The organism is Mycobacterium sp. NPDC049093, assembly GCF_040704635.1.
Lineage (GTDB): Bacteria > Actinomycetota > Actinomycetes > Mycobacteriales > Mycobacteriaceae > Mycobacterium.
Genome location: NZ_JBEZJS010000003.1, coordinates 552,403 through 571,411 on the forward strand (window position 1 = coordinate 552,403; position 19,009 = coordinate 571,411).

General features: G+C 67.7%; 19 protein-coding genes. 5 read left to right on the forward strand and 14 right to left on the reverse strand.

Features of this window, described 5'->3' with window-relative positions; all coding sequences use genetic code 11:
* Positions 1 to 23: 23 nt before the first annotated feature.
* Together AB0876_RS13050 and AB0876_RS13055 are read right to left on the reverse strand one after the other, a co-directional pair.
* Positions 24 to 1,451, reverse strand: a complete 1,428-nt coding sequence (locus tag AB0876_RS13050) for an acyl-CoA reductase (protein ID WP_526042156.1) — start codon at positions 1,449 to 1,451, stop codon at positions 24 to 26.
* Positions 1,448 to 2,785, reverse strand: coding sequence for a long-chain-fatty-acid--protein ligase (locus AB0876_RS13055; RefSeq protein WP_491838931.1), 1,338 nt, complete (start codon positions 2,783 to 2,785; stop codon positions 1,448 to 1,450). Before AB0876_RS13055 ends, AB0876_RS13050 begins: the two co-directional genes overlap by 4 nt.
* A gap of 75 nt (positions 2,786 to 2,860) precedes the next feature.
* Here AB0876_RS13055 and AB0876_RS13060 point away from each other — a divergent pair, with 75 nt between their 5' ends.
* The 5 genes from AB0876_RS13060 to AB0876_RS13080 are packed head-to-tail and all read left to right on the forward strand — an operon-like array spanning position 2,861 to position 7,086.
* Complete coding sequence (locus tag AB0876_RS13060; RefSeq protein ID WP_526042157.1) at positions 2,861 to 3,493, forward strand: TetR/AcrR family transcriptional regulator; 633 nt, start codon at positions 2,861 to 2,863, stop codon at positions 3,491 to 3,493.
* Positions 3,490 to 4,908: an aldehyde dehydrogenase family protein gene (locus AB0876_RS13065; RefSeq protein WP_526042158.1), complete on the forward strand. Its 1,419-nt coding sequence runs from the start codon at positions 3,490 to 3,492 to the stop codon at positions 4,906 to 4,908. Before AB0876_RS13060 ends, AB0876_RS13065 begins: the two co-directional genes overlap by 4 nt.
* A gap of 27 nt (positions 4,909 to 4,935) precedes the next feature.
* Positions 4,936 to 5,331 (forward strand): carboxymuconolactone decarboxylase family protein, encoded by a 396-nt coding sequence (locus tag AB0876_RS13070; protein WP_526042159.1) that lies wholly within the window; start codon positions 4,936 to 4,938, stop codon positions 5,329 to 5,331.
* Positions 5,324 to 6,226 (forward strand): NAD(P)-dependent oxidoreductase, encoded by a 903-nt coding sequence (locus AB0876_RS13075; RefSeq protein WP_526042160.1) that lies wholly within the window; start codon positions 5,324 to 5,326, stop codon positions 6,224 to 6,226. The genes AB0876_RS13070 and AB0876_RS13075 overlap by 8 nt, the downstream gene beginning before the upstream one ends.
* Positions 6,223 to 7,086: an SDR family oxidoreductase gene (locus AB0876_RS13080; RefSeq protein WP_526042161.1), complete on the forward strand. Its 864-nt coding sequence runs from the start codon at positions 6,223 to 6,225 to the stop codon at positions 7,084 to 7,086. Before AB0876_RS13075 ends, AB0876_RS13080 begins: the two co-directional genes overlap by 4 nt.
* Here the strand turns inward: AB0876_RS13080 and AB0876_RS13085 are convergent.
* The 12 genes from AB0876_RS13085 to AB0876_RS13140 all read right to left on the reverse strand — a co-directional run bounded on the left by AB0876_RS13085 (position 7,076) and on the right by AB0876_RS13140 (position 18,996).
* The gene (locus AB0876_RS13085; protein WP_491838925.1) at positions 7,076 to 8,965 is read right to left on the reverse strand and encodes a glycosyltransferase family 39 protein; all 1,890 of its coding nucleotides are present in this window, start codon (positions 8,963 to 8,965) and stop codon (positions 7,076 to 7,078) included. The two genes, AB0876_RS13080 and AB0876_RS13085, sit on opposite strands and share 11 nt — an antisense overlap.
* Positions 8,966 to 9,025: 60 nt before the next feature.
* Positions 9,026 to 9,607 carry a pyridoxal 5'-phosphate synthase glutaminase subunit PdxT gene (gene pdxT / locus AB0876_RS13090; protein WP_526042162.1) on the reverse strand — a complete coding sequence of 194 codons (582 nt, stop codon included), beginning with the start codon at positions 9,605 to 9,607 and terminating at the stop codon, positions 9,026 to 9,028.
* The gene (tesB, locus tag AB0876_RS13095) at positions 9,604 to 10,452 is read right to left on the reverse strand and encodes an acyl-CoA thioesterase II (RefSeq protein ID WP_064929812.1); all 849 of its coding nucleotides are present in this window, start codon (positions 10,450 to 10,452) and stop codon (positions 9,604 to 9,606) included. The genes pdxT and tesB overlap by 4 nt, the downstream gene beginning before the upstream one ends.
* Before the next feature lie 42 nt (positions 10,453 to 10,494).
* Complete coding sequence (pdxS, locus tag AB0876_RS13100; RefSeq protein WP_055120035.1) at positions 10,495 to 11,406, reverse strand: pyridoxal 5'-phosphate synthase lyase subunit PdxS; 912 nt, start codon at positions 11,404 to 11,406, stop codon at positions 10,495 to 10,497.
* A gap of 65 nt (positions 11,407 to 11,471) precedes the next feature.
* Positions 11,472 to 12,530, reverse strand: a complete 1,059-nt coding sequence (locus AB0876_RS13105) for an NUDIX hydrolase (protein WP_526042163.1) — start codon at positions 12,528 to 12,530, stop codon at positions 11,472 to 11,474.
* 2 nt (positions 12,531 to 12,532) lie between these two features.
* The gene (locus tag AB0876_RS13110; RefSeq protein WP_491838922.1) at positions 12,533 to 13,657 is read right to left on the reverse strand and encodes a glycosyltransferase family 4 protein; all 1,125 of its coding nucleotides are present in this window, start codon (positions 13,655 to 13,657) and stop codon (positions 12,533 to 12,535) included.
* Between the two features lie 2 nt (positions 13,658 to 13,659).
* Positions 13,660 to 14,568, reverse strand: a complete 909-nt coding sequence (locus tag AB0876_RS13115) for a phosphatidylinositol mannoside acyltransferase (RefSeq protein ID WP_526042164.1) — start codon at positions 14,566 to 14,568, stop codon at positions 13,660 to 13,662.
* Positions 14,565 to 15,212 (reverse strand): phosphatidylinositol phosphate synthase, encoded by a 648-nt coding sequence (gene pgsA, locus AB0876_RS13120; RefSeq protein WP_491838921.1) that lies wholly within the window; start codon positions 15,210 to 15,212, stop codon positions 14,565 to 14,567. The genes AB0876_RS13115 and pgsA overlap by 4 nt, the downstream gene beginning before the upstream one ends.
* On the reverse strand, positions 15,209 to 15,772 hold the full coding sequence (locus AB0876_RS13125) for an ATP adenylyltransferase (RefSeq protein ID WP_491838920.1): 564 nt from the start codon (positions 15,770 to 15,772) through the stop codon (positions 15,209 to 15,211). The genes pgsA and AB0876_RS13125 overlap by 4 nt, the downstream gene beginning before the upstream one ends.
* A gap of 34 nt (positions 15,773 to 15,806) precedes the next feature.
* Positions 15,807 to 17,861 carry a threonine--tRNA ligase gene (thrS, locus tag AB0876_RS13130; protein WP_526042165.1) on the reverse strand — a complete coding sequence of 685 codons (2,055 nt, stop codon included), beginning with the start codon at positions 17,859 to 17,861 and terminating at the stop codon, positions 15,807 to 15,809.
* A 74-nt stretch (positions 17,862 to 17,935) separates the two neighbouring features.
* Positions 17,936 to 18,367: a TIGR02611 family protein gene (locus tag AB0876_RS13135; protein ID WP_491838918.1), complete on the reverse strand. Its 432-nt coding sequence runs from the start codon at positions 18,365 to 18,367 to the stop codon at positions 17,936 to 17,938.
* The gene (locus AB0876_RS13140; protein WP_526042166.1) at positions 18,364 to 18,996 is read right to left on the reverse strand and encodes a PaaI family thioesterase; all 633 of its coding nucleotides are present in this window, start codon (positions 18,994 to 18,996) and stop codon (positions 18,364 to 18,366) included. Before AB0876_RS13140 ends, AB0876_RS13135 begins: the two co-directional genes overlap by 4 nt.
* Between the last annotated feature and the right edge of the window lie 13 nt (positions 18,997 to 19,009).

Here is a 19,009-nt window from a genome sequence, read left to right on the forward strand (position 1 = left end):
CAGCGTACGCCGCTGAGGTGGCGCTACCCGGCACCAATTGGCAGCGCCGCGTTGGCGTCAGCGGTGAGAATGTCGTCGTCACCCATCCAGTGCACGAACCGGGCCAACGGGTACATCGCGTCGTGTGGCCCACCGACCACGTGACCATTGGCGGTGCCCACCCGGCACACCCGCTGACCACCCGCGCCGGCAAGCGCATCGCGCAGCTGGGCCTTGCGCTCATAGGGGTAGACACCGATGGTCTGGGTCGCGACGTTGACGTGGCGGATCGCGTCATCGAGCGAGGCCACCATGACCACGTTGGAGACCTTGTTCGACGGATGGAAGTCCACCGGCGTATCCGAAAGCAGCACCATTCCGCGCCCGTCGAAGCGGCCGAACACCTCGAGTTCGTCACCCATCGCGCCCATCACCTCGATCTCGTCGCGGATGTCGGTGGGCGGCAACGGCGCCACGGCCGACCCGAACAACCGGTCGGCGCCCAGTCGCGGCCAGAGCGCGGCGCAGAACCGCCGGGCCTCGGCCGGATCGGTGGTCTCCAGGAAGACGAATCGACTCGCCAGACACGCCTCCTGGTTGAACACGCAGGTGTCGGCGGCGACCCGCTCGGCCACCTCGGCCAGCACCTCATCGGAGGCGAACACCTCACGGCCGATCATCGAGATGGAGCTCTTGGGGTCGAACGACACCAGCTGAATTCCCGGCCCCAGGTAGCGGATGACGTTGTTGATGGCCGGTCCACCGCCCCACGCCACGATCTTGTCGAAGTACTGCGGGCGGTAGATGGTGCGCTCGATCGCCTCGTCACCGCCGGCCCAGTACACCGCCGACATCGACTGCACCACAGGATGATCGGCGTCGATCTCGGCCATGGTCCGTAATACCGCGACGGTGGTGAACGGGTCCGAGGACGGCATCTTGAACAGGTTGACCGCCTTGACCAGAGCGCCCTGGGCGATCGAGGCGATACAGCCCGCCGGGGCATTGCCGGCCAGCATGTGCACCATGCGGGGCGTGAAGGCCCGGATCGCACCGATGTTGCCGGCCGCATCCGTCCGGCTCACCCAGCCGTCGAGCACCGCCGGGTCGGCGAAGTTCGATTCGACCTGTGCCCACAGGCTGTCGCGGCGCAGCAACTCCGGAGCGGTGCGGTACAGGTTCTCCACCACCCGGCGCGGCAGCGGATTGGTCTCGGCCACCAGATCCAGGCAGCGCTGCAGGTACGGGTTGTCGTCGAGTGCCAGGCGCTCGCCGGTCTCGACGAGGAAGTCGACGATCTCGGCCAGCGGCACGTCCAGCAGTGGCGGCAGTTGCGTGCGGGGCGTGATCAGGGCATCCAGATCGATTGCCGGCGTGACGAAGTCGATGCCCAGGTCGCGGGAGGTGTGCCGGACCGCGTCACTCTCGACGAGCTCACCGCGAATCACGAACGGGGCGTTCAGCGGGCTCATGCCTCACCCCGCACGTAGGCGTCGATGGTGCCCGAGCAGGTGATCTTGTCGCCACCCAGATCGGCGTAGCGGGTGATGTCCGGCCCGACGGTCGGACCTTGATGACCGCACTCGCAGGCTCCGAAGTCGGCGTCGATGCGGTCCCCGGAAATGACCCCGCCCCAGCGGCCGTCCAGTGACAGGTCGAAGAATGCGCCGCGCGCCTGCACCGGTCCGGATGCGATGTCGACGAGGTTCTCGCCCGGCTCGTCGAGTGGCAGCAGCAGCACCCATGGCGGCACGTGGTAGCGCCCGGCCCGGCATTTCGGGAATGGGGTGTTCAGTTCCTGCATCGTGTAGAAGTGGTACACCCGCTCGTCGGCGATGTTGAAGGTGTCGAAGATGAACTCCCGGTAGTCCGGTGGCAGCGCGGCGCCTTTGAGCCCGCCGGCCACCAGCAGCGCGGTGTCATCACGGAAGTCGTTGCCGGAGAATCCTTTTGCCCGGACCCCCTGAGCCACCTGGTACAGAGAGGCGAACATTCCGGTCAGCAAGAGTTGCCGTTCCCGACTGGTGATCAGCTCATCGACCGCACCGGCGGTGGCGGTGTCCATCGCGCTCTGCCGGCCGGCACTGGTGGTCTCGAACGCGGCGATCTCCGAGGGGCCGGCCGTGCCGTCGGCAATGCGGCGGCGTAGGTCGATCATGCCCATGATGGAGCCGACCGAGATGGGGTCGACGGGCAGCTGATAGGTGTCGGCCTCGGTAGAGAACGCCTCGACGAGCGCGATCCGGGTGCGTTCGTTGCGCTCGACGTTGGTGCGCGGCCCCAGGCCGAACAGCTTGCGGGTGCCGTCGGCCGGTATGCCGGTGGCCCAGGTCAATCCGGTGACATTGGCCCGTGAGGCGACGTCGAGGTCGGACTCCGAGCAGGCGATCATGGCCGGCTTTCCGGTGGTGCCGCTGGAGCAGGTCAGATAGCAGCCGACGGACTCCATCCGGGTCACGAAGTCGTCGAGACCGGCGACCCCGCCGACGTCGACTCCCGCCGGATCACACGTGGAGACGGTGCCCACCCATTTGGCCATTCGGTCCCATCGACCGTCGGTCAGCCAGTTCTGGGCGTAGCTCTTGTAGGCGCCGTGGGCGAACAGCAGCGGCACCAGATCCTGGATCTCGACCACCTTGGTGATGTCCGCAGACTGAGAGCGGTTGCGCAGCAACGGGATCTGATCGGCATGCACGGCAAACCGCTCGTTGACGGCGTCGATCTGCAGCTGCCGCACGTCGGCGGGTGCGATGTCGTAGCGATCCGGCGCGGTCTGCAGGGCGAGGAGTTGGTCGACTGCGGTCATGGCGACTCCTGACGGAATTGGGAGAACTCCCGATTAATAGCACCTAGTGCGTTTCATTACTGCTACTGTGACGCCGTGGACCGAATTCGTCAAGTGGGCCGCCCCACCCGGGAGCAGGCCGCGCAGCGCCACGTCGAGTTGCTCGACTGCGCGCTGGAAGTGTTTCTGGAGAATGGATTCGAGCGCGCCACCATCGACGGCATCGCGACCGCCGCCGGCATGGCCAAGCGCACCATCTACGGCCTCTACCCCGACAAGGCCGCTCTGTTCGAGGCCTCGGTGCAACGTGCGGTGGACCGGTGGCTGGTCCCGATCGAGACGCTGCGTGCCGTCGAGACCGACGATCTGGAGGAAACCCTGCTCGCCATCGGCCGGATCCGACTGGCGGGCATCACCAGCCCGGCCGGCGTCGCGTTGCAGCGCATCCTCAACGCGGAAGGCAACCGCTTCCCACGCCTGTTCCGGCTCGTATATGACCAGGGCACCGTGCCGGCGCTGACCTTCATCGCCGAGGTCCTCGCCCGCCACGCCGAGGCCGGAATCATCGAGATCGACGACCCTGCCGTGGTGGGAGGTGCGTTCCTGAGCATGGTCGTCGGCGGACCCGCCACCGGCGCCCTCTGGGGCGTGACCTGGGATCCTGACGACCTGGAGAAACGCATGCGGATCTTGGTACGGCTGTTCCTCGACGGGGTACGACCGCGATGACCCAATCATTCATCGACGGCGCATCGGTGCCCTCGGCGCAGCAGTACGACAACATCGATCCCGCGACGGGCCGATCGATCGGGACGGTGGCACGCGGCGGCGCCGACGAGATCGACCGGGCGGTCACCGCGGCGCACCGGGTGTTCGGCGCGTGGCGCAAGACCGCGCCCGCACAGCGCTCCGACGCACTCGGTGCGATCGCCGACGTCATCGACGGCCACCGGGAGCGGCTGGCGCTGCTGGAATGTGAGGACACCGGCAAACCGCTGAGCCAGGCCCGCACGGACATCGCCGTGGCCGCACGGTATTTCCGTTTCTACGCCCATGCGATCGACAGCTACTACGGCCAGACCATCCCACTGACCGAGGATCTGCACGTCTACACCCGGCGCGAGCCGTTGGGCGTCACGGGCCACATCATCGCCTGGAACTACCCGATGCAGCTGCTGGCCCGTGCGGTGGCACCGGCGATCGCCGCGGGTAACACCGTGGTGCTCAAACCCGCCGATGAAACACCCCGCACCGCAGTCGAGTTCGCCCGCCTCGCCGTCGAGGTGGGACTGCCTGCCGGGATCGTCAACGTGGTCACCGGGATCGGCGCCGAGGCCGGCGCCGCACTGGCCGCACACCCCGGGGTGGATGCCATCGGATTCGTCGGGTCGACCCGCGTCGGCTCCGAGATCGCCCGCGCCGCCGCAGACCGGGTGGTTCCGGTGGTGCTGGAACTCGGCGGGAAATCCCCACAGATCGTCTTCGCCGATGCCGACCTGCCCCGCGCGGCCGACTTCATCACGAGGGCGATCCTGCAGAACGCCGGGCAGACGTGTTCGGCGGGATCGCGATTGCTCGTCGAGACGACCGTGCACGACGAGCTCCTTGAGCTGGTGCTCGACCGGTTCCGGCAGGTCAGCATCGGACCCGGGATCGCCGATCGCAATCTGGGTCCGCTGATCTCCCGAAAGCAGCAGCAGCGGGTGACCGATCTGGTGTCGGGCAACGCCACCGGTGAGATCTTGTGCGGCGGCGCACCCCCGCAGGACCGGGAACTCGGCGACGGCGCCTACTTCGCCCCCACCGTGATCGACGGCGTCGATCCCGCCTCGCCGATCGCCCAGCAGGAGATCTTCGGCCCGGTACTGACCGTCAACAGCTTTCACGACGAACAGGAGGCGGTCGCGCTGGCCAACGGAACCGAGTACGGGTTGCTGGCTGCGTTGTGGACGCGGGACGTGTCCCGGGCCCACCGACTTGCCGCCGATGTGGTCGCCGGGCAGGTGTACGTCAACACCTACGGCGCCGGCGGCGGCGTCGAGCTCCCGTTCGGCGGCTTCAAGAAGTCCGGATACGGCCGCGAAAAAGGTTATGAGGCACTCGATGCCGTGACAGCCACCAAGACCGTCGTGGTGGCCCTGTGATCTGCCCGAGCTACTGAAAGGCACGCCATGGATCAAGACACGTATGACAAGGGACTGGCGATCCGCACCGCCGTCCTCGGCGAGGAGTACGTCCGCAAGGCGGCCGGGAACGTCGACGCCTTCTCCAAACCGCTGCAGGACCTGGTCACCGAATACTGTTGGGGCGCAGTGTGGGGCCGCGAAGGCCTGGAACTGAAGACCCGCAGCATGCTGAACCTCGCGATGATCGCGGTGCTGAACCGGCCCAACGAGTTGAGCACCCACATCCGGGGTGCGCTCACCAACGGTGTCACCCGCGAGGAGATCTGCGAGATCTTCCTGCAGGTCGGCATCTACGCGGGCATCCCGGCCGCGGTCGACAGCTTCCGACTGGCCCGCGCCGTGTTCACCGAACTCGACGAGAGCCCGGCAGCCGATGAGTGAGCCGATCGGGTTCATCGGTCTGGGCAACATGGGGTGGCCCATGATGGAACGGCTGCTGGCGGCGGGATTTCCGGTGGTGGCGTTCGACGTGCGCGACGACGTTCTGGCCAGGGCGACCACAGTGGGGGCTTCGCGGGCTGACTCGGTGCGCGACGTGGCCGACCGCACCGAGTCGGTACTCGCCAGCCTGCCGACCCCGCGGGTGTCCGAATCCGTGGTAAACGAACTCGTCACCGGGACCTCCTCCGATTCCAAGGTCCGGCGCTTCGTCGACCTGTCCACGGTGGGCGGCGGGGCAGCACAACGCAATCACGCAGTACTCGCCGCACAGGGGATCGCCGCCCTGGACAGCCCGGTCAGCGGCGGGATGCACGGTGCGCAGGCTGGCACCCTGGCGGTGATGGTGTCCGGCGCGCGGGTCGAATTCGATGCGCTGTCCCCGGTTTTCGACGTGCTCGGTCGGGCGATCTTCGTCTCCGAACAGCCCGGCGCCGCGCAGACCATGAAGCTGATCAACAACCTGATGGCCGCCACCACCCTGGCCGCGACCGCCGAGGTGATGGTGATGGGCGTCAAGGCCGGGCTGAGTGCCGACGTGATGATCGACGTGCTGAACGCCGGATCGGGCGGGACACACGCCAGCCGCGACAAGTTTCCGCGTGCGGTACTCCCCCGCACCTTCGACTACGGGTTCGCCACCGGATTGATGGCCAAGGACGTGGGGCTGTACCTGGCTGAGGCCACGTCTCTGGGCCTGCCGGTCCAGATGGCCGAGACCGTGCAACGGATCTGGGAGCAGACGCTGCGAACCGAAGGCGCCGAATCCGACTTCACCTCCGTCATCAAACCGATGGAGCAGGCCGCGGGTGTCATCGTCGAGGGCGGAAACCGATGAGTATGCGTGGCAAGACCTGCGTGATCACCGGTGCCACGTCGGGGCTGGGCCGCGAGTCGGCCCGCGCCCTGGCGTCGGCCGGGGCTCATGTGGTGCTGGCGGCGCGCAATGCCGACGCGCTGGAGCAGACCCGCGACTCGATTCGGGCGGATCAGCCGGGGGCGCAGGTGTCGACCGTGGTCGTCGATCTCGCCTCACTGGCCAGTGTGCGCGAGGCCGCATCCCAGATCGCCCAACTCGCCCCCGTGATCGACGTGCTGATGAACAACGCCGGGGTGATGTTCACCCCGTTCGGCCGCACCCTCGATGGGTTCGAAACACAGTTCGGGACAAACCATCTGGGTCACTTCGCGCTGACAAACCTACTGCAGCCTCAGTTCGCCGCAGGCACCCGTATCGTCAATCTCTCCTCCGAGGGCCATCGTCTCGGCGACGTCGATCTGGACGATCCCAACTGGCGCCGCCGCGAATACGACAAGTTCGCCGCCTACGGCGCAGCCAAGACCGCCAACATCCTGCATGCCGTCGCACTCGACGACCGGCTTCGCGATCGGGGCATCCGCGCGTTCGCCGTGCATCCGGGAATGGTGGCCACCAACCTGGCCCGGCACATGTCTCGCGACGATGTGATCGCGGTCAGCGGCCGGGCTCGCTCGCACGCCATCGAGGTGTCCACGCCCGAGCAGGGTGCGGCCACCCAGGTGTGGGCATCCGTCAGCACCGACCTCGACGGCCGTGGCGGGCTGTACCTGGCGGACTGCGCCGTGCGCTCCGATGCCGAGCCCTATGCGACCGATCCCGATCGCGCCGAGAAGCTGTGGGAGGTTTCGGAATCGCTGTGCGCGGTGGCTACTTCTTGAGCGGAGCGCGCAGGTCGTACACCGTGTCCGACCCCACCTTGGTCGACGTGAAGTTCGCCTTCACCCAGTCGGAGATGTCGGTGTGGGAATTGTTGCCGAAGAACCCGCCGCCGTGGTCCTTGTTCTTGGGTTCCGGGAGGATGTAGTAGGTGATCTGCCGGTCGGCGACATAGGTCTGGAACTGCGCCAGCGTCGGCACCGGATCGCTTCCGGTGAAGCCACCGATCGCCATGACCGCTGTGCCCGTGGACAATTCGAGTCCGGATGCGGCCCCGGACCGGTTGATGGCCGCCGACCATTTGGTGGTGGTGGCCCGCAGCATCGCGTTGACCTCGGGATTGTCGGAATGCCAGCTGTGCCCGTGGCCGTCGTCGGGATCGGCCGGCCCGACACTCGGACCTCCTCCGGTGTGGGGCTGCCCCAGGGTGGCCACCGTGTAGGCGGTAGATCCGGCCAACCCTCCGATGATCGCCACCGCCAGGGCTGCCACCGCCGTTGCGCGGGTACCCGTCCGCAGCGCCCAGAGCAGGGCCACGGTGGCCGCCACCGTCACCGCCAGGATCGACCAACGCAGCGGTGGCAGCCACGACGCATTGCGGGCCAGGATCCAGAAGCTCCACACCCCGGTGCCCAGAAGGATGGTGGCCAAACCGATCTGACCCAGCCGACCGTCGCGCCGGCGCCACATCTCGTGGATGCCGATCGCGAACATCGCCGCCACGGCCGGAGCCAGAGACAGGCAGTAGTAGGGGTGCACGTTGGTCTTCATGAAGCTCAGCACCAGACCGTCGATCAGCAGCCAGGTGCCGAACAGGATGGCCCCGGCCCGCACGATGTCGGTGCGTGGCGCCCGCCCGCGCGACACCAGCACCAGCACCATCGCGAGCAGGGCCGCGGGCACCAGCCAGCCGATCTCGAATCCGAATTCGCCGGTGAACAAGCGCGGCAGGCCCTGGGTCTGGTTGCCGAATCCGCCGAAACCGTGCTGTTGCCCGGCGGAGGCAACCGGATCGACGTCGACGTGCGTGCCGTAGTGGTTGTGACCGAGGACCCGGCCGAATCCGTTGTAGCCCAACACCAGATTCATGAAGTTGTTGTCGGTGGACCCTGCGAGGTAGGGCCTCGACGAGGCCGGCCACACGAGGGTGAGCAGCACGAACCAGCCCGACGACGCCAGGAACGCGGCCAGCGAGCCCAGCAGGTGCAACAGCCGGCGGCGGACCGTGACGGGTGCTGCCACCAGATAGACCAGTCCGATGGCAGGCATCACCATCAGCCCTTCGAGCATCTTGGCGAGGAACGCGAACCCGAGCGCGACACCGGCGAGCGCCATCCAGCGGGCGCCGTTCTGCTCCAGGGCCCGGACCGCACAGTAGGCGGCAGCCGTCATCAACAGGACCATCACAGCGTCGGGATTGTTGAACCGGAACATCAAGGCCGTCACCGGCATGAGCGCCAGTGCGGCGCCGGCCAGCAGCGCGGCACAGGGTCCACTGATCCGCCGCACCGCCCCGTAGAGCAGCGCGACCGAGCCGACGGCCATCAACGCTTCCGGAATCAGCATGCTGGCGCTACTGAACCCGAACAGCTGACCCGACAGCGCCATCACCCACTGCGACACCGGCGGCTTGTCCACGGTGATGAAGTTGCTCGGATCCAGCGACCCGAACAGCAACGCCTCCCAGTTGGTCGAACCGGCCTGAACCGCGGCGGCGTAGAACTCATTGCCCATCCCGTTGACGGTGATGTTCCACAGATATGCCGCGGCCGTGGCGATTAGCAGCGCCGCCAAGCCCAGGCGCTCACGATCGAATCGCGGAGCAGCCGGCGGGGTTTCCTGGGCGGGCTCGGCGCAGGCCTCGTCAAGCGTCGTCGTCACACGTCCATTAAGTCGGTGCCGGCTATGACTGAGCTATGCGGCCGCCGTGGGTTTGCTGGATCAGAGCGAATCGACGAACAGCTTGTGGATGCGACGGTCCCCGGTCATCTCGGGGTGGAACGACGTCGCCAGCATCGAGCCCTGGCGCACCGCGACGATGTGGTCCGCGGCGCGGGCCAATACCGTGACGTCGGGCCCGACCCGCTCGACCCACGGTGCCCGGATGAACACCGCGTGGACCGGGGTGTCGAGGCCTTCGAAGTCGATGTCGCCCTCGAACGAATCGACCTGACGGCCGAAAGCGTTGCGCCGCACCGTCATATCGATGCCGGCGAGCGGAACGGCCTCCCGCCCGGGCGTGCCGGCGTCGTTGATCTCACTGGCCAGCAGGATCATCCCGGCGCAGGAGCCGTAACAGGGCAATCCGGCGGCGATCCGCGCCCGCAGTGGCTCGAGCAGCTCGAACTCGCGCAACAGATGACTCATGGCGGTGGACTCCCCACCGGGGATCACCAGGGCGTCGACCGCGTCGAGTTCGGAAAGTCGCCGCACGGTGCCTGCTTCGGCACCCGCCTCACGCAGCGCAGCGAGATGCTCGCGGGTGTCCCCCTGCAGCGCGAGCACCCCGACCCGGGGGCTCACGAGCCCTCGGGGGGCGCGAAGTTGCGCTGGTAGCGGGTCAGGCCCTCCTGCATCACCGCGGCCACCATCTCGCCGTAGCGGTTGAAGATCTTGCCCTGGGTCAGCGAACGCCCGCCGCACGCCGAGGGTGACGACTGGTCGTAGAGCAGCCATTCGTCCGCGCGGAACGGCCGCATGAACCACATGGCGTGGTCGAGTGAGGCCACGTTCAGATGCTTGCGCACATCGAGGTGGTTGACCTGGGCCGAACCCAGCAGGGTCAGATCGCTCATATAGGCCAGCGCGCAGATGTGCAGCACGTGATCGTCGGGCAGCGGGTCGCGGTGGCGGAACCACACCTGCTGTTGCGACGCCTTGCCGGGCAGCCGGGCCACCTTGTCCCGGGGCACGATCCGGACGTCCCATTCGGCGAACTGCGCGAATCCGGCGTCGTCGAACGCTCCCCCGGACCGGAACCCGGGAAGGTCGTCGGGTCCGGGCGCCTCGGGCATCGCATCCTGATGTTCGATGCCGGTCTGGTCGGTCTGGAAGGACGCCGACATCGTGAAGATCGTCTCGCCGTGCTGGATCGCGCTGACCCGCCGGGTGCAGAACGATCCGCCGTCGCGGATGCGCTCGACGATGTACACCGACGGTGCCCGGGCATCGCCCGGTCGCAGGAAGTAGCCGTGCAGGGAATGCACCTGGAACGTCGGATCCACCGTGCGGACCGCGGACACGAGCGACTGGCCGGCCACGTGACCGCCGAAGGTGCGCTGCAGGAAGCCCGACTCCGGGCTGAACACCCCGCCGCGATAGATGTTGACCTCGAGCTGTTCCAGATCGAGGATCTCTTCAATCGCCATCCGCTACGGCCGTCTGCTCTTCGCGCAAGCGCTCATCGCCGTTTACCAGCCGCGCTCAGCGAGCCGGTGCGGCTGGGCGATCTCCTCGACGTTGATACCGACCATGGCCTCGCCCAGTCCGCGCGACACCTTGGCCAACACATCCGGATCGTCGTAGAACGTGGTGGCCTTCACGATCGCCGCGGCACGCTGCGCGGGGTTGCCCGACTTGAAGATGCCCGAACCCACGAACACACCCTCGGCCCCGAGCTGCATCATCATCGCCGCATCGGCCGGAGTGGCGATCCCACCGGCAGTGAACATCGTGACCGGCAGCTTGCCGGCCCGCGCCACCTCGGCCACCAGCTCGTACGGAGCCTGCAGCTCCTTGGCCGCCACGTACAGCTCGTCCTCGCTCATCGAGGTCAACCGACGGATCTCGCCGCCGATCTTGCGCATGTGGGTGGTGGCATTGGAGACATCCCCGGTGCCGGCTTCACCTTTGGAGCGGATCATCGCCGCACCCTCGGTGATGCGACGCAGCGCCTCGCCCAGGTTGGTCGCCCCGCACACGAACGGCACGGTGAAGCGCCACTTGTCGATGTGGTTGGCGTAATCGGCCGGGGTCAGCACCTCGGACTCGTCGATGTAATCCACACCCAGGCTCTGCAGGATCTGCGCTTCGACGAAGTGCCCGATGCGCGCCTTGGCCATCACCGGGATGGTGACCGCTTCGATGATCCCCTCGATCATGTCGGGGTCGCTCATCCGCGACACCCCGCCCTGGGCGCGGATGTCGGCCGGCACCCGCTCCAACGCCATGACGGCGACGGCTCCCGCGCCCTCGGCGATCTTGGCCTGTTCAGGGGTGACGACGTCCATGATGACGCCGCCCTTGAGCATCTCAGCCATCCCGCGCTTCACCCGCGCGGTACCGGTCTGGTTGCTCGAACCGTTCTGCGCTGCGATATCCATCGCAATCACCTCCACATTCCCACTGATTCAGTCTATTAAAGCCGCCAAATCCATTAAATCCGCAATCACCGGATGGCTTGCAGCTCCCGATGCGCGGTTCCACGCGTATTCGCCAGCGGCGCTGTCGGCTGTTCGGCCAGTTCATTGGCCTGAGCCAGCAGCTCACCCAGTTGAAGCGGATACACGGCCTCCCCGCCGGCAACCAACTCGGCGATCATTGTCTCATCGCACCAGCGGTGCCCGTGAATGTAGTGCCGCTCCAGCGTCGTGCGCCCCGTCGCCGAAGGCTCGAACCGGGTGGTCCGGTGGATGAAGAAGAACTCCTCGCTGCGGATCACCGAGGCGTTGAAGTCGATGACGGCGTCGCGCCGCCACACCGGCCCGACAAGCTCGGCCGGCGTCGCCTGCAGTCCGGTCTCCTCGGCGAGCTCACGGACCGCCGCGTCGGCCAGATCCTCGTCGGGGCGGACGGCACCGCCGACGGTGAACCACCACCGCGGCGCGGGTTTGTCCGGGGTGTCGATCGCGGGGTCGCTGCCGCGCAGCAGCAGGACCGCGCCGGTCTCGTCGAGCAGCACCACCCGCGCGGAGGTCCGACGACTCACCGGGTTCACCTCGGCCTGGGAGTCCGGGCGTTCGACGATCTCGAAATAGGTTGGCAATGCGGCGGTTCCGCCGAGCCGGAGCGCCCGCACCATCGGGCGCTCCCGCAACGCCAGGGTGTCGCGGACGGCGTCGTTGTGGAACCGCCGGGCCAGGAGCACCCGAGCTTCGGCGTCGGCCACTTCGGCGACGAGCGCCACCGGCAGCTCGGCAGGGTCGACCGCGGTCAGTGCGGCCGAGAGCTCGTTCTCGGCGGCCTCACGCGCCGGGCGCGGGGCGCGTTCGGCGGCGTCCGCCAGCTTCGCGAGCCGTCTGCCCTCGGGGGCCCCGGCGTAGGCATCGACCGCGACGGCGCGGGCCACGACGGCGCGCCGGGCCAGTGCGCCATCCAGCGCCTGCCACGACAGGTCGTAGCGCACGTGGAGCCGGTCGAGGCGGTTGGCGGTCTGATACGCCCATCCCCCGACGAGCAGCAGGACTACCAGCAGCGCCAGGGCCGCGATCACAATCCAGGTCGACATGGTTAGTCGCCCACCTGCACTTTCACCCCGGGGCTCGCCACGGTCTCGTACACCCGCATGATCTGTCCGGCCACCACCGACCAGTCGTAGCGCGCCACCCGCTCGGTGGCCGCGTCGATGTAGCGGTCGCGCAGCGCGTCGTCGCCGAGGACCTCGATCAGCGCATCGGCCAGGGCGTCGGCGTCGCCGACCGGCACCAGGCGGCCGGCCTGTCCGTGATCCAGAACGCGCGCGAAGGCGTCCAGTTCACTGGCCACCACGGCCGTTCGGGCCGCCATCGCCTCGACCAGCACGATGCCGAAACTCTCGCCACCGAGGTTGGGTGCGCAGTAGACGTCGGCGCTGCGCATGGCCGCGGCCTTGGCGTCATCGTCGACCTGGCCCAGGAAATGCAGGTGCCCGGCGAGCTCGCCGGCCTGTTCCCGCAGTGCCTCCTCATCGCCACGGCCGACGACCAGGATCTCGACGTCGGGGAACCGCCGCACCAGTTTCGGCAGAGCACCCAGCAGCACCGGCATGCCCTTTCGGGATTCGTCGAAGCGCCCGAGGAACAGCACGCTGCGGCCGGGCCGCGGATAGCCTTCGAGCCGCGGCGCATTCGCGAACGACGGCACATCGACACCGTTGGGGATCTCGACCGCGTCGGAGCCGAGCGCCTCCATCTGCCAGCGCCGGGCCAGGTCGGACACCGCGATGCGGCCGACGATCTTCTCGTGGAACGGGCGCAGAATTCCCTGAAACACACTGAGCGTCAACGATTTTGTCGTCGAGGTGTGAAAGGTGGCCACGATCGGCCCCTCGGCGGCCTGTAACGCGAGCATCGATAGGCTCGGCGCGTTGGGCTCGTGCAGGTGCAGTACGTCGAAGTCGCCTTCGGCGATCCACTTCTTGACCTTGCGGTGGGTGGCGGGTCCGAACCGCAGGCGAGCCACCGAGCCGTTGTACGGGATCGGGACGGCCTTGCCGCCCGACACCACATAATCGGGCAGCTTCACGTGCGGCGACGACGGCGCCAGGACGCTGACGTAGTGTCCGCCGGCGCGCATCACCTCGGCCAGTTGCAGCACATGGGATTGCACACCGCCCGGCACGTCGAACGAATACGGACAGACCATCCCGATACGCATGGTCAGGTACCTAACCGGGCACGGCGTTCATCGGACAGATCGGCCAGCCACTGCGGCTGCAGCATGTGCCAGTCTTCGGGGTGGGCGGCGATGTTGGCCTCGAACCGGTTGGCCAACGCCTGGATCACCACGGACACCTCCCCGGACGAGGTGTCGAGTGCGTCGAAAATCTCGACCACGCAGTCGTCCCCGTCGTAGTGGACGTGCGCAGGAAACAGCGGGGCGCCCGTCTCGATCGCCAGCTTGGCCGGCCCGGCAGGCATCCGGGTGGGTTCACCGAAGAAGTCGACCTCCACCCCGTTGCGGGTGAGGTCCCGGTCGGCCATCAGGCAGACGAACATGTTGTTGCGCAACCGTTCCGAGAGCACCTCGAACGGTGGTCGCTCCCCGCCCGACAACGGGAACACCTCGAATCCGAGGCTCTCCCGGTAGTCGATGAACCGCCGGTACAGCGATTCGGGCTTGAGCCGTTCGGCGACGGTGGCGAAGGTGCCGTACTGCTGGGCCAACCACACGCCGGCCATGTCCCAGTTGCCGCTGTGCGGCAGCGCCAGTACACCGCCAAGGCCGGCGTCGTGGGCGGCCTTCAGCTTGTCCGCCCCGATGAACACCTCATCGACCCGCTTGGCCACGGCGATCAGGTCCATCGACGGCAACCGGAACGCTTCCCGCCAGTACCGGGCATACGAGGCCAGCGAGGCACGCATCAGCTCGTCCGGCACCTCGGCGGGGGCCACCCCGATGACCCGCGCCAGGTTCTTGCGCAGCTGCTTCGGCCCGCCGCCACGCGAGGCGTAGAGGGCACCCGCGTCGAACACGTTGCGCGCCACGATTTCCGGCATCGCGCGGACCAGCTGCCAACCTGCCGCATAACCCAGGTCGGTCACCTGCCCGGACAGCGGAATGTTCACGAGACTCCCGGGGGTTGCAGCGGGTCCATGGCGCCCTCCGACGTGCGCACCGCGTGCAGTCGCTGCGCCACGGTGATGATGCTGGCCACGGCCAGCAGCCACGCCGCGACCTGCAGCAGCCACGGCACATGCAGGAACGGCACGCCGGACAGCCCGGCGCCGACCAGCACGATCACCAGTCGCTCGGGACGCTCGATGATGCCGCCGTCGCCACGCAGACCACTGGCCTCGGCGCGCGCCTTGATGTAGGAGATCACCTGCGAGGTGACCAGGCAGATGAGAAGCGCGACGACCAGCGTCGCGCTGTGCAGGCCGAACGCCGCCCACCACAGCAGACCGGCGAACACCGCGCCGTCGGCTATCCGGTCACACGTCGCGTCGAGCACGGCACCGAACCGGGTGCCACCGCCGCGTTCCCGGGCCATCGCGCCGTCGAGCATGTCGGCGAGCACGAAGACGAACACCGCGAATGCGCCCCACCACAACTGACCGATCGGGAAGAGGGTCAGCGCGGCGGTCACCGTGCCGGCGGTGCCGAGGATGGTGACGATGTCGGGGGTCAGGCCTGCCCGCAGCGCCGCCTTGGCCACCGGCCGAGACAGCTTGACGTAGGCCGCCCGGCTCATCAGGAAGAGATTGCTCACGGCTGGCGGGCCCATTCTCCTGCCAGCAGCTCCCGGGTCTCGCTCAGTAGCTGCGGAATGACCTTGGCGCCACCGATGATCGTGATGAAGTTGGCGTCTCCGCCCCAGCGCGGCACCACGTGCATGTGCAGGTGCTCGGCCAGCGAACCCCCGGCCGAGGTGCCCAGGTTCAGTCCGACGTTGAATCCGTGCGGACGCGATACGGCCTTCATGACGCGAATCGCTTTCTGCGTGAACGCCATCAGCTCGGCGCTCTCGTCGACGGTGAGGTCCTCCAGCTCCGACACCCGCCGGTACGGCACCACCATGAGATGGCCCGGGTTGTACGGGTAGAGGTTGAGCACGGCGTACACCAGTTCACCGCGGGCCACCATCAGCCCGTCCTCGTCGGACATCGCGGGGATGTCGGTGAACGGCTGCGACGAGCCGGCGGAGCCCACCTTCTGGTCGCTCTTGACCGCGTCGACGATGTAGCTCATCCGGTGCGGTGTCCACAGCCGCTGCAGGTGGTCGGGTTCACCCACGCCGTGATCGACGATCGACCGCTCGTCCCCCGTCATTCGCGTACCCGTCGGTTCTTCGCGCGAGCGCTCATCACAAGCCCACCGGTACCAGGTCCGCCGTCGGCACCGCATTGTTGCGGTCGGCGATCCACTTCACGATGGCCTCCACGGCTTCGTCGCGCGGCACGCCGTTGATCTGGGTGCGGTCACCGAACCGGAAGCTCACGGCGCCGGCCTCCAGATCTTTGTCGCCCGCGAGCAACATGAACGGCACCTTCTGGTTGGTGTGGTTGACGATCTTCTTCGCCATCCGGTCGTCGCTGCCGTCGACCTCGACCCGCACACCGCGCGACTTCAGCTGGGCGGCAACGTCGTACAGGTAGTCCACGTGGGCGTCGGCCACCGGGATGCCGACCACCTGCACCGGCGCCAGCCAGGCCGGGAACGCACCCGCGTAGTGCTCGGTGAGCACCCCGAAGAAGCGCTCGATGGAGCCGAACAGGGCGCGGTGGATCAACACCGGACGCTGACGCGTTCCGTCGGCAGCGGTGTACTCCAGCTCGAAGCGGTCGGGCATGTTGAAGTCCAGCTGGATCGTCGACATCTGCCAGTTGCGCCCCAGCGCGTCCTTGACCTGAACGGAGATCTTGGGGCCGTAGAACGCCGCGCCACCCGGATCCGGCACCAGGTCCAGGCCGGAGGCCTCGGCGACCGAGCGCAGGGTCTCGGTGGCCTCGTCCCACATCTCGTCGGAGCCCACGTACTTGTCGGGATCCTTGGTGGACAGCTCCAGGTAGTAGTCGTCCAGGCCGTAGTCGGAGAGCAGGTCGAGCACGAACTGCAGCAGCGAGGTCAGCTCGTCGCGCATCTGCTCACGCGTGGTGTAGATGTGCGCGTCGTCCTGGGTCATGCCGCGCACCCGGGTCAGCCCGTGCACCACGCCGGACTTCTCGTAGCGGTATACCGAGCCGAATTCGAAGAGCCGCAACGGAAGTTCGCGATACGAGCGGCCCCGCGCCCGGTAGATCAGGTGATGCATGGGGCAGTTCATCGGCTTGAGGTAGTAGTCCTGGCCGGGTTTGCGCACGGTGCCGTCGTCGTTGTACTCCGCGTCGATGTGCATCGGCGGGTACATGCCGTCGGCGTACCACTCCAGGTGACCGGACGTGATGTAGAGGTGTTCCTTGGTGATGTGCGGGGTGTTGACGAACTCGTAGCCGGCCTCGGAGTGCTTGCGCCGCGAGTAGTCCTCCAACTCCTTACGGATCACACCGCCCTTGGGGTGAAACACCGGCAGGCCGGAGCCGAGTTCGTCGGGGAAGCTGAACAGGTCCAGCTCGACGCCGAGCTTGCGGTGGTCGCGGCGCTGCGCCTCCTCGATGAGCTCAAGGTGGCGGTCGAGTGCCTCCTGCGACTCCCAGGCCGTGCCGTAGACGCGCTGCAGGCTCGCGTTGTTCTGGTCACCGCGCCAGTACGCGGCGCTGCTGCGGGTGAGCTTGAACGCCGGGATGTACTTGGTGGTGGGGATGTGCGGACCGCGGCACAGATCGCCCCACACCCGCTCCTTGGTGCGGGCGTTGAGGTTGTCGTAGGCGGTCAGTTCGTCGCCGCCGACTTCCATCACCTCAGGGTCGTCGACACCGGACTTGTCGTCCACCAGCTCGAGCTTGTAGGGCTCGCCGGCGAGCTCCTCGCGGGCCTGATCCTTGGATTCGTAGACGCGCCGGGAGAACAGCTGACCGTCCTTGACGATCTTCTGCATCCGCTTCTCCAGCTTCTGCAGGTCTTCCGGGGTGAACGGCTCGGCGACATCGAAGTCGTAGTAGAAGCCATCGGTGATGGGCGGGCCGATACCCAACTTGGCCTGCGGGAACAGGTCCTGCACGGCCTGGGCCAGTACGTGGGCGCACGAATGCCGGATGACGCTGCGGCCGTCGTCGGTATTGGCGGCCACCGGAGTCACCTCGACGTCGGTGTCCGGGGTCCAGGACAAGTCGCGAAGCCGCCCCTCGCTGTCCCGCACCACCACGATCGCGTCGGGGGTCCCGCGGCTGGGCAGATCCGCCTCGCGCACCGCCGAACCGGCGGTCGTCCCGGCCGCGACCCGGATCGGTGCGGCGGGGGCTGGGCTGAGGGCGGCGCTCATCGGGGAGTCTCCTACCATGCGTGGGCTAGTGCGAACGCTGTCATGCTATCGGGGTGGGCCATCGGGGTTGCTGATCAGGACCCCAGGCCGATGGGGCTCTTGAGCCACTCCTGCTCCAACCCGACGAGACCCGCCGCGAAACCGACGACGCCGAACAGCCACAGCGTGCCGACCACGACCAGTCCCGTGAACGCCGCGCTGACCCCTTTGACCGCGATGTGCTGGCGGTCGAACCAGGCCATGACGGCGTCGTAGCGGGCCCGGACGTAGCGCAGCGCCCGCTTCGCGAAGTCGAATTCGCTGGCCAGGATCGCCAGGCCGAGAAACACGATGGCCCAGCCGGGTCCCGGGTACGGGATCGCCACGATGCCGACCGCCAGCACGAGGGTGCCGACGACGCCGACGACGATCCGGTAGGTGAATTCCGCGGCCGGGCGGGCGCGCAGCTGGTCCCGCCAGCGCGCCCAGCGCCGCTTCAGCTCGGCGAGGCTGGTGCCAACGCTCATGGCTGCCCCGGCTTGAGCCTGACGAACAACGCCTCGGCCTCGGCGAGCACGTCGTCGCCGTCGAGCAGTCGTCCCGCGACGAAGATCTTGCGGCCCTCGATGCGGTCGATGCCGGCCTGCACCTGCAGATCCTTATCGATCGGGGCGATCTTGCGGTAGTCGACGTGCAGATATGCGGTGCGCTGGTGCATGCTGCCGGTCAGTTTGGCGGCGGTGTAGCCGAGCAGCGAATCGAACAGCAGCGCCAGCGAACCACCGTGTACCGCGCCGTTGCGGCCGAGGTGGAAGCGACGGAAGTGGGCGGTTCCGGTGATCTGGTTGTCTGCAGTCCGTTCCAGATGCACCGGCACGTTGTTGACGTTGCCGCGGTTGGGAAGGTCCATCCGCCGGCCCGACGGCGAATTCCACTCGTCGGCCTCGTACGGAGCCAGCAGGGCCGACACCTTCTCGATCAGGTCGGCCGCCTCGGTGATGACCTCGTCGGGGGCGTCAGCGCTGCGGGCATGGTCCTGCAGCGTGCGCACCGCCTCGATGAAGCGACCGTAATCGGGGCCCCCACGATCGGTGGGGTCGGGCGGATTGAACCCACCGCCGGGGTGCGCGCCGGCGGTGTCGATTTCTGGGGCCACGAAGCCACCGTAT

Bases quoted from the DNA above. Each gene is read 5' to 3' on its own strand.
- AB0876_RS13050 (WP_526042156.1), bottom strand. From the start codon at position 1,451: ATGAGCCCGCTGAACGCCCCGTTCGTGATTCGCGGTGAGCTCGTCGAG.
- AB0876_RS13055 (WP_491838931.1), bottom strand. From the start codon at position 2,785: ATGACCGCAGTCGACCAACTCCTCGCCCTGCAGACCGCGCCGGATCGC.
- AB0876_RS13065 (WP_526042158.1), top strand. From the start codon at position 3,490: ATGACCCAATCATTCATCGACGGCGCATCGGTGCCCTCGGCGCAGCAG.
- AB0876_RS13070 (WP_526042159.1), top strand. From the start codon at position 4,936: ATGGATCAAGACACGTATGACAAGGGACTGGCGATCCGCACCGCCGTC.
- AB0876_RS13075 (WP_526042160.1), top strand. From the start codon at position 5,324: ATGAGTGAGCCGATCGGGTTCATCGGTCTGGGCAACATGGGGTGGCCC.
- AB0876_RS13080 (WP_526042161.1), top strand. From the start codon at position 6,223: ATGAGTATGCGTGGCAAGACCTGCGTGATCACCGGTGCCACGTCGGGG.
- tesB (WP_064929812.1), bottom strand. From the start codon at position 10,452: ATGGCGATTGAAGAGATCCTCGATCTGGAACAGCTCGAGGTCAACATC.
- pdxS (WP_055120035.1), bottom strand. From the start codon at position 11,406: ATGGATATCGCAGCGCAGAACGGTTCGAGCAACCAGACCGGTACCGCG.
- AB0876_RS13105 (WP_526042163.1), bottom strand. From the start codon at position 12,530: ATGTCGACCTGGATTGTGATCGCGGCCCTGGCGCTGCTGGTAGTCCTG.
- AB0876_RS13110 (WP_491838922.1), bottom strand. From the start codon at position 13,657: ATGCGTATCGGGATGGTCTGTCCGTATTCGTTCGACGTGCCGGGCGGT.
- AB0876_RS13125 (WP_491838920.1), bottom strand. From the start codon at position 15,772: ATGACGGGGGACGAGCGGTCGATCGTCGATCACGGCGTGGGTGAACCC.
- thrS (WP_526042165.1), bottom strand. From the start codon at position 17,861: ATGAGCGCCGCCCTCAGCCCAGCCCCCGCCGCACCGATCCGGGTCGCG.
- AB0876_RS13135 (WP_491838918.1), bottom strand. From the start codon at position 18,367: ATGAGCGTTGGCACCAGCCTCGCCGAGCTGAAGCGGCGCTGGGCGCGC.